The organism is Bradyrhizobium sp. AZCC 1577 (genome assembly GCF_036924575.1).
GTDB lineage: Bacteria > Pseudomonadota > Alphaproteobacteria > Rhizobiales > Xanthobacteraceae > Bradyrhizobium.
Genome location: NZ_JAZHRQ010000001.1, coordinates 6,845,378 through 6,857,574 on the forward strand (window position 1 = coordinate 6,845,378; position 12,197 = coordinate 6,857,574).

Annotated in this window: 12 protein-coding genes; 3 read left to right on the forward strand and 9 right to left on the reverse strand. The window is 62.8% G+C overall.

Annotated elements, in window-relative coordinates; genetic code table 11:
- The first annotated feature begins 18 nt into the window (after window positions 1-18).
- Window positions 19-369 carry a flagellar motor switch protein FliN gene (fliN, locus tag V1278_RS32305; RefSeq protein WP_057847186.1) on the forward strand — a complete coding sequence of 117 codons (351 nt, stop codon included), beginning with the start codon at window positions 19-21 and terminating at the stop codon, window positions 367-369.
- 53 nt (window positions 370-422) lie between these two features.
- Window positions 423-1,802, forward strand: coding sequence for a sigma-54-dependent transcriptional regulator FlbD (gene flbD, locus V1278_RS32310; protein WP_334383525.1), 1,380 nt, complete (start codon window positions 423-425; stop codon window positions 1,800-1,802).
- An 86-nt stretch (window positions 1,803-1,888) separates the two neighbouring features.
- Here the strand turns inward: flbD and V1278_RS32315 are convergent, their stop codons facing one another.
- The 8 genes from V1278_RS32315 to V1278_RS32350 form a co-directional block, all read right to left on the reverse strand.
- Window positions 1,889-2,068 (reverse strand): hypothetical protein, encoded by a 180-nt coding sequence (locus V1278_RS32315; protein WP_334383526.1) that lies wholly within the window; start codon window positions 2,066-2,068, stop codon window positions 1,889-1,891.
- 76 nt (window positions 2,069-2,144) lie between these two features.
- The gene (locus tag V1278_RS32320; RefSeq protein ID WP_334383527.1) at window positions 2,145-2,729 is read right to left on the reverse strand and encodes a flavin reductase family protein; all 585 of its coding nucleotides are present in this window, start codon (window positions 2,727-2,729) and stop codon (window positions 2,145-2,147) included.
- Between the two features lie 7 nt (window positions 2,730-2,736).
- On the reverse strand, window positions 2,737-3,582 hold the full coding sequence (locus tag V1278_RS32325) for an ATP-binding cassette domain-containing protein (protein ID WP_334383528.1): 846 nt from the start codon (window positions 3,580-3,582) through the stop codon (window positions 2,737-2,739).
- Between the two features lie 7 nt (window positions 3,583-3,589).
- Window positions 3,590-4,396: an ABC transporter permease subunit gene (locus V1278_RS32330; RefSeq protein ID WP_334383529.1), complete on the reverse strand. Its 807-nt coding sequence runs from the start codon at window positions 4,394-4,396 to the stop codon at window positions 3,590-3,592.
- Window positions 4,393-5,559, reverse strand: coding sequence for an FMNH2-dependent alkanesulfonate monooxygenase (gene ssuD / locus V1278_RS32335; protein WP_334366889.1), 1,167 nt, complete (start codon window positions 5,557-5,559; stop codon window positions 4,393-4,395). The genes V1278_RS32330 and ssuD overlap by 4 nt, the downstream gene beginning before the upstream one ends.
- Window positions 5,556-6,518: a sulfonate ABC transporter substrate-binding protein gene (locus tag V1278_RS32340; RefSeq protein ID WP_334383530.1), complete on the reverse strand. Its 963-nt coding sequence runs from the start codon at window positions 6,516-6,518 to the stop codon at window positions 5,556-5,558. The genes ssuD and V1278_RS32340 overlap by 4 nt, the downstream gene beginning before the upstream one ends.
- A gap of 31 nt (window positions 6,519-6,549) precedes the next feature.
- Entirely contained in the window at window positions 6,550-7,497 is a 948-nt protein-coding gene (locus V1278_RS32345) for a sulfonate ABC transporter substrate-binding protein (protein WP_334383531.1), read from the reverse strand.
- 214 nt (window positions 7,498-7,711) lie between these two features.
- The gene (locus V1278_RS32350; protein WP_334383532.1) at window positions 7,712-8,923 is read right to left on the reverse strand and encodes an LLM class flavin-dependent oxidoreductase; all 1,212 of its coding nucleotides are present in this window, start codon (window positions 8,921-8,923) and stop codon (window positions 7,712-7,714) included.
- A 198-nt stretch (window positions 8,924-9,121) separates the two neighbouring features.
- Between V1278_RS32350 and V1278_RS32355 the strand changes: the two genes are divergently transcribed.
- Complete coding sequence (locus V1278_RS32355) at window positions 9,122-10,237, forward strand: ATP-dependent DNA helicase (protein WP_334383533.1); 1,116 nt, start codon at window positions 9,122-9,124, stop codon at window positions 10,235-10,237.
- Between the two features lie 104 nt (window positions 10,238-10,341).
- On the opposite strand, the gene V1278_RS32360 is transcribed toward V1278_RS32355, so the two are convergent.
- Window positions 10,342-12,033, reverse strand: a complete 1,692-nt coding sequence (locus V1278_RS32360; RefSeq protein WP_334383534.1) for a caspase family protein — start codon at window positions 12,031-12,033, stop codon at window positions 10,342-10,344.
- Window positions 12,034-12,197: the final 164 nt, after the last annotated feature.

Consider the following 12,197-nt stretch of genomic DNA (forward strand, 5'->3'; position numbering starts at 1 on the left):
GGCCATGAGGACTGAACCATGAGTGACACCGACGCACAGGTACCACTACCCGATCTCAACGCCGCGGATGCCCCGCCGGTCGATGACCTCGCCTACAACGAGGACGAACAGGCCTCGCGCATCGCAGCCGACCTCGAGGCCGTATTCGACGTGCCCGTGCAGGTCTCGGCCGTGCTCGGCCGCTCCAAGATGGACGTCGGCGAGCTGCTGAAGCTCGGACCCGGCACCGTGCTCGAACTCGACCGCCGCGTCGGCGAAGCCATCGACATCTACGTCAACAACCGCCTGGTGGCGCGTGGCGAAGTCGTGCTGGTCGAAGACAAGCTCGGCGTGACCATGACGGAAATCATCAAGGCGGAACGCAACTAACAATTTTGGCGATACGCGCGCGTGAGGCGCGAACAGACGGACAGGAGACAGACATGCGGCTTCTCATCGTTGGCACATTGAAGGGCCAGCTCACGACCGCCACCAAGATCGCGATGGAAAACGGGGCTTCGGTGACCCATGCCGAGGCGACCGAACAGGCGATGGCCGTGCTGCGCGGCGGCAAGGGTGCCGACCTGCTGCTGGTCGACGTCGCCCTCGACATCCGCGACCTGGTGATGCGGCTGGAAGCCGAACATATTCACGTGCCGATCGTGGCCTGCGGCATCTCCAATGATGCCCGCGCCGCGGTCGCCGCGATCCACGCCGGCGCCAAGGAATACATCCCGCTGCCGCCGGATCCGGAACTGATCGCCGCCGTGCTCGCTGCCGTCGCCAATGACTCACGTGATCTGGTTTATCGCGATGAAGCCATGGGCAAGGTGATCAAGCTGGCGCAGCAGATCGCGGGCTCCGACGCCTCCGTGATGATCACTGGCGAATCCGGAACCGGCAAGGAAGTGCTGGCGCGTTATGTCCACACCCGCTCGACCCGCGCCAAGCGGCCGTTCATCTCGATCAATTGCGCGGCAATTCCCGAACACCTGCTGGAATCCGAACTGTTCGGCCACGAGAAGGGCGCCTTCACCGGCGCGGTCGCCCGCCGTATCGGCAAGTTCGAGGAAGCCACTGGCGGTACGCTGCTGCTCGATGAAATCTCGGAAATGGACGTGCGGCTGCAATCCAAACTGTTGCGCGCGATCCAGGAACGCGTGATCGACCGCGTCGGTGGCACCAAGCCGGTGCCGGTCGACATCCGCATCATCGCGACCTCGAACCGCAACCTCGCAGACGCCGTGCGCGAAGGCTCTTTCCGCGAGGATCTGCTGTTCCGCCTCAACGTCGTCAACCTGAAGATCCCGCCGCTGCGTGACCGTCCGGCCGACATCCTCGAGCTGGCGCAGCACTTTGCCAAGAAATACGCCGACGCCAACGGCGTGCCGCTGCGCCCCATTTCCGCCGATGCGCGGCGGGTGCTGACATCAAACCGCTGGCAGGGCAACGTTCGCGAGCTGGAAAACACCATCCACCGTTCGGTGCTGATGGCGCAAGGGGACGAGATTGGGCCTGAGGCCATCCTGACCCCCGACGGCGACCGCCTCGACCTCGCCAAGACCGCGCCTGCCGTGGCCCACGCCACCTTTGCCGCCGAACAGGTGACCCGTGCTCTCGTCGGCCGCACCGTCGCGGACGTGGAGCGCGACCTGATCCTGGAGACGCTGAAGCACTGCCTCGGCAATCGCACCCATGCCGCCAACATCCTCGGCATCTCGATCCGCACGCTGCGCAACAAGCTGAACGAATATGCCGACGGCGGGATACCGATTACACCGGCGGGATCGGGCGACAGTCAGCGGTTTGTCGTGGCGGGGTAGCACAGATCCCTCCGCCGTTATTGCGAGGAGCGCAAGCGACGAAGCAATCCAGCTATCCGTTCTGCCGCAGAGCATGGATTGCTTCGCTACGCTCGCAATGACGTGGAAAGCGCGGAATAACTCGGCGCGTCGGGCTTGCGGAAAATATGAATAGGGTCCCCGGGCTGCAGGTCGCGCCCGGTAAATACGGCATAGGCATACAGCGCGAGATAGGCGATCGCGAGCGCGCCGATGCCGTAGAAAACCCAAGTAGCCAATCGCTTCATCGCGGATATCTAGAATGCCGGGCCGCAAATGGCCAGCCCGTCGAGCGCGAGAAATCCGGAACTTTCGGCGGGATCGTCAGGTCCTTCGCGTGGACCGCGATGCAGGCAGACTCACATCCGCCAGTTTGAGCGCGTCTTCGTCGCGGTCGATGGCGACATACTGCCCCTGCCAATAGGCCAGCGCCGCGGTGCGCGTGGAGACGGCAACATCCAGCACGCGCCCAATGACAATCGCATGGGAATGCCGTTCGACCATATCCTCGACTTCGCAATCAATCGCGGCCAGGGCGTCTGTCAGTAGCGGCACTCCCGATACGCGCGTCGTCCAATGCGCGCCACCGAAGCGTTCGGTGCCCGTCAGTCCGCCTTTCCCGGTAAAGCGGTCGGCGATGTCGATCTGGTCCGAGGTCAGGATGTTGACGCCGAAGAAGCCGTATCGTCTCATGAGCGGCCAGGACGAGGCTTCCCGGTTGATGCTGACGATCAAGGCGGGCGGGTCGACGGACAACGACGATACCGATGTAACCGTCATGCCTGAGATGTCCCAGCCTATGCCCGCGGTGATGACGCTGACGCCGCCCGTCAATCGGCGCATCGCCTGGCGAAAATCGCCTGCGGAAACCCCACGGTCGATCGAAACGTTGCAGACGATAGAGTTCATGGCCACCTCACAGGTCGGACGTGTCTTCAGTCCCTTGCAGCAGGTTCTTCAGGATCGAGCCCTCCAGCGCAGCAAGTTCCGCCGAGCCGCGCCGCCTGGGGCGCGGGATATCGACTTCGATGTCGTGGGCGATGCCGCCATCCTCGATGACCAGAACGCGATCGGCCAGCGCCACGGCCTCCGACACGTCGTGCGTCACCAGGATCGCGGTAAAGCCCTGGTCGTGCCAGACCCGTTCGAGCAGTCGCTGCATCGATATCCGTGTCAGCGCATCGAGCGCGCCGAGCGGCTCATCGAACGCCAGCACGCGGGGACGGCTCACCAGCGCCCGCGCCAGTGCCACGCGCTGCCGCTGTCCGCCGGACAGAACCGCCGGCCATTGCGCCCGCTTGTCGTCGAGACCGACCTCGACCAGCGCGCTTTCCGCCCTCGCTTGCGCATCCTGCGATGCCCGTTCGCGACCAAGCCCGACTTCGACATTTGAAAGCACCCGCGCCCAGGGCAGCAACCGCGGTTCCTGAAACATCACGCGGATGTCTTCCGCGCGCGCCTCCTCACCGAAGTCGATGCTGCCCGCGGTTACGGTCTCGAGGCCCGCGATCAGCCGCAGCAACGTGCTCTTGCCGCAGCCGCTGCGGCCGACGATGACGACGAACTGGCCGGCCGGAATGTGCAGGTCGATGCCGCGCAATACCTCGTTGTCGCCGAACGATTTGCGCAAGCCACGGATGGTAAGCGAAAGGCCGCGAGACGCAGTTCTCGGCCTGCGACGCGCAAACCGCGCTTGCTCGATGATCTCGGCGCGGCTCAAGGGGTCGGCATCCGACAAACGGAAACGAAGGGCTTCTTGCATGATATCCTCAGTGTTTCTGGAAGGCTGGATGCCAGGAGAGCGTCAGCCGCTCCAGCGCGCGCGAGGCGCTGTCGGCCAGCTTTCCGAGCAAGGCATAGATCAGGATCGAGAGCGCCACGACGTCGATCAACATGAACTCGCGCGCCTGCATCGCCATGTAACCGAGGCCCGAAGAAGCGGCGATGGTTTCCGCCACGATCAGGGTCAGCCACATGATGCCGAGCGCGAAGCGCAGACCGACGAAAATCGATGGCAGCGCGCCCGGGAAGATCACCCGCCGGAACAACTCGCCGTCGCTCATGCCGTAGATGCGGCCCATCTCGATCAATTGCGGATCGACCGTGCGGATGCCGTGCAGCGTATTCAGACAGATCGGGAAGAACACGCCGAGCGCGACCAGGAACAGCTTTGCGGATTCGTCGATGCCGAACCACAGGATGACCAGCGGGATCAGCGCCAGATGCGGGATGTTGCGCACCATCTGCAGTGTCGTGTCGGTGAGTCTGCTGGAAATTTGCGACAAGCCATTCGCCAAGCCAAACGCGAAGCCGATACTACCTCCGATCAGGAAGCCGACGCTGGCGCGCCAGAAGCTGACCCAGATGTTGCGCGCAAGCTCACCCGACAGCGCGAGCTTCCAGCCCGCCAGCGCGACGTCGCTCGGCGCCGGCAACACCCGCGCCGAGACGAAGCCGGTGACGCAGGCGGCCTGCCAGATCAGAATGGCCGCGAGCGGCACAATCCAAGGAACCAAGCCGTCGACGCGTGGCAGTTTTGGCGCGCGAACGCGGGGAAGACTGTCGATGAGACTCATGATTGCGACACCTGTTTTTGCGGCCGGTATTCATTGCCGATGGTTTCGCCGAACGGCCCCGTGTTGACGCGGATCGGTGTGACGTTGGTCGCTTTGTCCAGCGACAGCAACGGGAACACCAGTTCGGCAAATCGATAGGCTTCCTCCAGATGCGGATAACCGGACATGATGAAGGTATCGATGCCGATATCCTGATATTCCCTGATCCGCGCCGCCACCGTCTCGGGGTCGCCGACCAGCGCAGTGCCCGCGCCGCCGCGCACCAGGCCGACGCCGGCCCAGAGATTGGGGCTGATTTCCAGCTTGTCCCGGTGACCTCCGTGAAGCTGCGCCATGCGCTGCTGGCCGACCGAATCCATCCGCGCGAAGATCTTCTGCGCTGAGGCGACCGTCTCATCGCTCACGTGCTGGATCAGCTCATCCGCCGCCTTCCAGGCTTCCGTATTGGTCTCGCGCACGATCACATGCAGGCGAATGCCGAACGATAGCTTGCGGCCTCGGCTAGCTGCTACTGCTCTCACGCGGCTGACCTTTTCGGCGACCTGCGCCGGCGGCTCGCCCCAGGTCAAATATTTGTCGACGGTGTCGACGGCAACGTCGATGCCAGCATCGGACGATCCGCCAAAATAGAGCGGCGGCCGCGGGGACTGCACAGGCTGGAACAGCAGGCGCCCCTCCTCGATGCGGATATGCTTGCCGTCGACGTTGACGGTCTTTCCGGTCAGCAGGTCGCTATAAACATTGAGGAACTCGCGCGTTACCGCGTACCGTTCGTCGTGCGGCAGGAAGATGCCGTCGCCCTTGTTCTCAATCGGGTCACCGCCGGTGACGACATTGATCAGCAGACGTCCGTTCGACATCCGATCGAGCGTTGCGGTCATGCGAGCTGCAACGCTCGGCGACTGCAAGCCGGGTCGTACCGCTACGAGATAACGCAAGCGCTCGGTCCAAGGCGCGACAGCCGAAGCTACCACCCAGGAATCCTCGCAGCTCCGCCCGGTCGGCAGCAAGACGCCGAAATAGCCGAGTTGATCGGCGGCCTGCGCGATCTGGCGCAGGTAGTTGAAGCTCACCTCACGGCCGCCGGTAGTGGTGCCGAGATAACGGCCATCACCATGGGTCGGCAGGAACCAAAGGATATTGGCGTTGGGTTGCGCGCTCACGATCCGGACCTCCGTGCCACGTCAGAAATCTTGATTTGTTTTGGAATAAGTCCGAGCGAAAAGAACGTGTCCGCGACCTGTTGCTGGTCGGCGATCACGCTCTCGGTGACTGGTTTGATGCCGTAGGACTGCCGCTTGAGCGCGACTTCAACGACCGGAACGGAAAGCCCTATCGCCGGCGCCAGTTGCTGCGCTACGGCATGGATGTCGCCCTTGGCCCAGTCGTCGACCTCGCTCAGTTGAGCCAACACGAGATCGACGATCTTCGGATCGCTGTCGACGAACGTCTTCGACGAGAAGTAGAACTGGTAGTTCGAGACGATGCCGGTGCCGTCGGCGAGCGTGCGCGCGCCGGTGGCGGCTTCGGCCGCGGCCAGGAATGGATCCCAGATTACCCAGGCATCCACGGCACCGCGCTCGAACGCCGCGCGGGCATCGGCCGGCGCCAGGAATACCGGCTCGATCTCCGAATATTTGACACCGGCCTTCGCCAGCGCCTTAACAAGGAGATAGTGCACATTGGAGCCCTTGTTCAGCGCGACCTTCTTGCCTTTCAGGTCGGCAACGGAGGCCAGCTTGCTGTCCTTCGGCACCAGGATGGCCTCGCCTTTCGGCGCCGGCGGCTCATAGGCGACGTACTGGATCGGCGCGCCCGCAGCCTGCGCGAAGATCGGCGGCGCTTCGCCGGTGTTGCCGAAGTCGATTGCGCCGACATTGAGTGCTTCGAGCAGCGGAGGTCCGGATGGAAATTCCGTCCACACGACCTTGTAGCCGGCGGCCTTCAGCCTCTCCTCCAGCGTGCCCTTGCTCTTGAGCAGCACGAGCTTGCCGTATTTCTGGGAGCCGATGCGGACCACCTTTTCCTGCTTGGGGTCCTGCCCGTAACTGACGCCGACGCTCGCGGCGACCACGCTCGCCGACAGTACGGCAGCCGTCATCATTCGTTGAAACCAACGCATGTCCTTCTCCTGTGTGAAACGTGCTTTGAAGTCAGGTCTGGGTGGGGCGCCAGACGATCTCGCGGATGCTGATCTTCCTTGGAACGAGTCCCAGCTTGTGGAAACGATCCGCAACCGACTGCTGAGTTTCGATGATGTCGTCCGTGACCGCGCCGATCACAAACGAGGCGCGGTTGGCCGCGACAATCTGGACTTCCAGCGGCACGCCGGTCACGGCGGCCAGCGCAGTCGCAACGTCTGTGCGGTGCGCCTCTGCCCATTGCGCGGCATCCGCCAGCCCCTTGATGACATCGCGGGTGTGCTGGACATTTGCATAGGCGAAATCGCGATTGGCAAGATAGAACGAGTTGGTTTTGGCGACCTCGTAGGCGTTGACAAGAATCCTTCCGTTCTGCCGCTTTTCGCCGATCGCAAAGTATGGATCCCAGATTGCCCAAGCCTCGATGCTGCCATTGGCGAACGCCGGTCCGGCGTCGGGCGGCGACAGATAGACCGGCGTAACGTCCTCGTAGGTCAGCCCTGCCTTTTCCAGGGTTGCGATCACGACGTTATGCGCGCTCGTGCCTTTGGTGAATCCGATCCGCTTGCCTTTCAGGTCAGCGATCGTGCGAATCGTCGAATTGGCGGGAACGAGAATGCCCTGCCCGTTGGTGATCTGCGATCCCGCTACATAGACGATATTGGCATTGGCGGCCTGCGCGAAGATCGGCGGCGTATCGCCGACTGCGCCGAAATCGACGCTGCCGGTGTTCATAGCCTCCAGCAGCGGCGGACCGGAGGTGAATTCGATCCATTTGATCGCGATCTGCTTTGGCGCAAAGTGCCTTTCAAGCAGCGCCTGCTGGCGCGCGATCACGAGAACGCCGGTCTTCTGGTAGCCGATGCGGATTTGCTTGACGGATGATTGCGCGACTGTACGCGACGACAACGCGGCGATGGCGCCGCCAACCGACCATCCCAAGAACTTACGACGCTTCATTCCAGTTCTCCTGACGATCATGCGTGCAAGGCGCACGATCATGCGATGTCAGAATGATGGGACGGTCCGTATGAGCTGTCGAGCGTCTCGCGAAAATAACGATGCCCGCACTATCATGCGCGCATCGGGCGCTCTCATTGTTTCAACATTCGGATTGGCTGCAGCGAAATTCTTTCAACACAGAGACGTGAGGTTCCGTCTGCTCATGAAACGTTCACTCCGCAGCCGCTACCTTTGCCGCCGGCGCGACATTGATCGCGAGCTTGCCGTAGCGATCCGTAAAGGCCTCGGTGTCGATCTCCTCGAGCTGGATCGCCCCGCTTATCACGCCCTGCTTCCAGGCGTCGTGTTCGGGGTCGTTCTGGAATTCGGGCATCACCTCTTTGGCAAACAGTTCCAGCGAATCGCAGATGTGCTCATGGGTATTCTTGCCCGCCTGATTGAGCAGGATCACCTGGTCGATGTGGGATGAGCGGAAACGTCTTAGCTTTTTGCGGATGGTTTCCGGCGACCCGATCAGGCCGCCGCGCAGCGCGGCCTCCTGCGCCTCGGGATTTTCACGCTTCCATTTGTTGTACTCGTCCCACATGCTGACGGTGCCGGGGTCGGGACGCTGGCGGTTCTGCGAGGCGCCATAATAGCGCAGCGCGAACTGGAAGAAGGTGGCGCCGTCGGCGCGCGCCCGCGCCTCCTCATCGGTCTTGGCGCACATGAAGAACGACACCAGCGCCATGTTCGGGTTGATCTCGTAGTCCGCGAGTTTCTGCAGCCGCTTGGTGATCGCATTGTAGTAGGCATGCACCCAGGCATGCGCCGCTTCCGCGCTGACGAACTGGAAGCCGAGCGCACCGAAGCCGTTCTGGCCGGCTCGTTCGATGGTCGGGAGCTGCGAGCACGCCATCCACAGCGGCGGATGCGGCTTCTGAACGGGCTTGGGAACCACATTGCGCAGAGGGATGTCGAAATACTTGCCGTGATGCTCGGTGCCGACCTTGGTGAACATCGGGAAGATCGCCTGAACCGCCTCCTCGAACACCTCGCGCTTGGTCTCCATGTCGCGGCCGAACGGCGTCAGTTCGGTGATGGAGGCACTCTCGCCCATGCCGAATTCGCAGCGGCCGTTGCTGAGCAAATCAAGCACCGCGACCCGCTCGGCGACGCGCGCGGGATGGTTGGTCGTGAGCTGGAAAATGCCGTGGCCAAGCCGGATATTTTTGGTGCGCTGGCTGGCGGCGGCGAGAAAGGATTCCGGCGCGGGCGAGTGCGAATATTCTTCCAGGAAATGATGTTCGACCACCCAGGCGTAGTCATAGCCGAGCCGGTCGGCGGTCTCGAGTTGCGTCAGCGCATTTTGGTAGAGCCGGAGCTCGTCGCCCTCTTCCCAGGGGCGCGGCAGTTGCAGCTCGTAAAAGATGCCGAATTTCATGACGCCTCCCAGGACCGTTTGTTCAAGACTGCTTGTTGTTTTCGGTCAGTCTATTCGCCGCAAATGGCAAGTCTAGCCTTGGTCGCGAAATGGCAATTCCGCGTCACGGAAGTTGTCTTGCGTGGAACGCGCGAATGGTTAGCTTTACAGTCCGTTGAGTCGCGGCCTTCCGCCCGCTCTTCTCTCCATCTGGACCCCATGACCATTTTTACACCGCATCAGGATTCCGCGCTGAAGGCCGTCGCCGAATGGCTGAAGGCCAAGCCGGGCCGCAACGGCATGCCGCCGGTGTTCCGCTTGTTTGGCTATGCCGGCACCGGCAAGACCACGTTGGCGCGGCACATCGCCGAGGGCGTCGACGGCGAGGTGAAATATGCCGCCTTCACCGGCAAGGCTGCGCTGGTGATGCGCAACAAGGGTTGCGACAACGCCTCCACCATCCATTCGCTGATCTACCGCGCCAAGGAATCTGGCGTCGAGCAGCCGAGCTTTGAGTTGTGGGACGACGCGCCGGCTTCGAAGGCGAAGCTGATCGTGATCGACGAATGTTCGATGGTCGACGCCGAACTCGGCCGCGACCTGATGTCGTTCGACTGTCCACTGCTCGTGCTCGGCGACCCCGCGCAGTTGCCGCCGATCCAGGGCGGCGGCTTCTTCACCAATTGCGAGCCCGACGCGATGCTGACGGAGGTGCACCGGCAGGCGCAGGACGACCCGATCGTGCGGATGTCGATGGACATTCGCGAGGGCCGCGAGCTCGAAATCGGCCGCCACGGCGAGAGCGAAGTGGTGCCGCGCAGCGAGCTCGATCCCGACCGCGTCATGAGCGCCGACCAGGTGCTGGTCGGCCGCAACAACACCCGCCGCGCCTACAACATGCGGATACGGCAGAAGCAGAGCATCGAGGATCCCCTGCCGGTCGCCGGCGACAAGCTTGTCTGCCTGCGCAACAACCGCAAGAAGGGCCTGTTCAACGGCGGGCTCTGGCGCGTCAAGTCGCGGACCCAGCCGCGATCGAAATCGCAGATCCTGACCATGCGGCTGTCGCCTGATGAAGAGTTCGGCCACAAGGTCACCAAGGTCTCGGTGCGACACGATTGCTTCCAGGGCGGCATCGAGGCGATCCCGTGGGAGCAGCGCAAGCCCTATGACGAGTTCGACTATGGCTACGTGCTCACCGTGCACAAGTCGCAGGGCTCGCAATGGGACGACGTCGTGCTGTTCGACGAGAGTTTTGCATTTCAGGACAGCCGGGCAAGATGGCTGTACACCGGCATCACCCGCGCGGCGAAGCGGCTGAGCGTGGTGGTGTGACGGCCTCTTCCGTCATTGCGAGCGAAGCGAAGCAATCCAGAATCTCACCGCGGAGTCAGCCTGGATTGCTTCGTCGCTTCGCTCCTCGCAATGACGGCAGCGACCTACCTCCCCACCACGAAATAAAAATCCTCGCGTCCCGGCAATGAGCCGTAAGTGAACGGCTGCTGCGCGCGGTTGGTCGCCTTCCAAACGTCGTCGCGGACGATGTCGAACAGCTTGCGTACCTCGACCTTCGGCTCCTTGATGACGCGCGCGAGCACCGTGGCAAACGGGCTGTTGATGGAATCGCCGTCAAGCGCGGTCTCGCCATGCTTGGCAGCGTAGACCACCATGAAGCCGGCTTCCGGCTCGATGTTGGAGAAGCCGCGGTTGACCAGCTTTAGCGAAATCGTTCGCTGCATGGTCTTTTCAAAGGGATTGTCGCGGCAGGCATCGAGCATCACCAGCCGCAGTTTTCGCGCGCCGGCGACCGCGGCGATCACCTGCTCGAGCGCGACCGCCTGCGTCTCCGCGTCACTATCGGCCTTCAGCTTGGCATCGACCGGGATCAGGTAATTCACGCCGCCGATCTCCATGCCGTGACCGGCATAATAGACGACGGCCCAGTCCGCCTTTTCGGCCTCCAGGCCGAACTCGTGCAGGGCGGCGAAGAATTTGTCCCGGGTGAGATCGGGCGCCAGCGTCACCGTGGCAAAGCCGAGTTCGCGAAAGGTCGACGCGATCAGTTTGGCGTCGCGCGGCGGATTATCCAGCGGGGTAGCATTCTTGTAGGCGCCGTTACCGACGATCAGCGCGACCTTGCGCGGCCCCGCGGGTTGTGGCGTCGACGGCCCGGCCGTGCCCAGCAAGGCTTCCAGCCGCTCCTTGGCGATGCCGCGCGCAAGCGTGGTATCGATATCCTCGCGTCTTGCCGCGACGGCGTTGGCTGCCGAGCGATAGTCGGCGCGTGCGGCGGCAAGGTTGCGGCGTTTCTCGAAAAGCTGCCCGCGGCCGACATAGGCGCGGACGTAGTTCGGATTGATCTTGAGCACCTGGTTGTAGTCGTTGAGCGCGGCGTCGAGATTGCCCTTGCCGAGATACGCATTGGCGCGGCTGGTCAGCGCGTAGACGTCGTTCGGCGACTTGGCCAGCGCCGCATTGCAGTCAGCGAGCGCGTCATCGAACCTGCCCATGCTGGTGTAGGTAACGCACCGGTAGGCCGGAACGTGCGGACCATCGGGATTGACCTTTTGCGCCTCGGCATAGTCGGCGAGCGAGGCGTCGTACAGCTTCATCAATCCGTGCAGGCGCCCCCGGTTGTAGTGGTGCAGATAGCGGCTCTGGTCATTGAAGATATGTTTGACCGCCAGGTTGAACTCATCGAGCGCCCGCTGCAGCTCGCCCCGGCGCATGAAGATGACGCCGCGGTTGTTGTAGGCACTGCCGAAGCTCGGGCGCAACTGCAGGCACAGATCGTAGTCGGCGAGCGCGCGCTCGTCGTCGCCCTTGTGGCTGTAGGCAATGCCGCGCGCGTTGATGACATTGATATTCTGCGGCGCGATCTCGTGGGCGGCGGTGAACGCCGCGATCGCGCCATCGTAATCGCGCTTCTTCACCAGTGAATCGCCGCGATACCAGAAGGCGGCTGCCCTGGAGGTCCCCGTGATCTTCTCGTCGGCAATCACGCTTTCGCAGGCTGCGAGCCGGGCTGTCGGTTCCGCCGCGTTATTTCGACAGGTCTCGACATCGCCCGCGGCCCACGCGGGACCGGCGGCGACAAGCAGGACAAGACCCAGCAACAAGTGCTGCAACATCAGCGGAACGCTCCGGCGCATGGATTTTGGTCACGGCGCGCGACCACCGATTCATTTTGAAAAAGCAGGCCCGCACCGGTCAAGTGATCGAGATCACCTCTCCAAATACTTGGGGCAGATGACCCTGTTCACGAACTCGTGTGGCGTGCGCCGTAACAATCCGC

Coding starts and splice junctions, on each gene's coding strand:
- V1278_RS32345 (WP_334383531.1), bottom strand. CDS start 7,497: ATGAAGCGTCGTAAGTTCTTGGGATGGTCGGTTGGCGGCGCCATCGCC.
- V1278_RS32350 (WP_334383532.1), bottom strand. CDS start 8,923: ATGAAATTCGGCATCTTTTACGAGCTGCAACTGCCGCGCCCCTGGGAA.
- V1278_RS32330 (WP_334383529.1), bottom strand. CDS start 4,396: ATGAGTCTCATCGACAGTCTTCCCCGCGTTCGCGCGCCAAAACTGCCA.
- V1278_RS32360 (WP_334383534.1), bottom strand. CDS start 12,033: ATGTTGCAGCACTTGTTGCTGGGTCTTGTCCTGCTTGTCGCCGCCGGT.
- V1278_RS32355 (WP_334383533.1), top strand. CDS start 9,122: ATGACCATTTTTACACCGCATCAGGATTCCGCGCTGAAGGCCGTCGCC.
- flbD (WP_334383525.1), top strand. CDS start 423: ATGCGGCTTCTCATCGTTGGCACATTGAAGGGCCAGCTCACGACCGCC.
- V1278_RS32325 (WP_334383528.1), bottom strand. CDS start 3,582: ATGCAAGAAGCCCTTCGTTTCCGTTTGTCGGATGCCGACCCCTTGAGC.
- V1278_RS32320 (WP_334383527.1), bottom strand. CDS start 2,729: ATGAACTCTATCGTCTGCAACGTTTCGATCGACCGTGGGGTTTCCGCA.
- V1278_RS32340 (WP_334383530.1), bottom strand. CDS start 6,518: ATGCGTTGGTTTCAACGAATGATGACGGCTGCCGTACTGTCGGCGAGC.
- V1278_RS32315 (WP_334383526.1), bottom strand. CDS start 2,068: ATGAAGCGATTGGCTACTTGGGTTTTCTACGGCATCGGCGCGCTCGCG.
- fliN (WP_057847186.1), top strand. CDS start 19: ATGAGTGACACCGACGCACAGGTACCACTACCCGATCTCAACGCCGCG.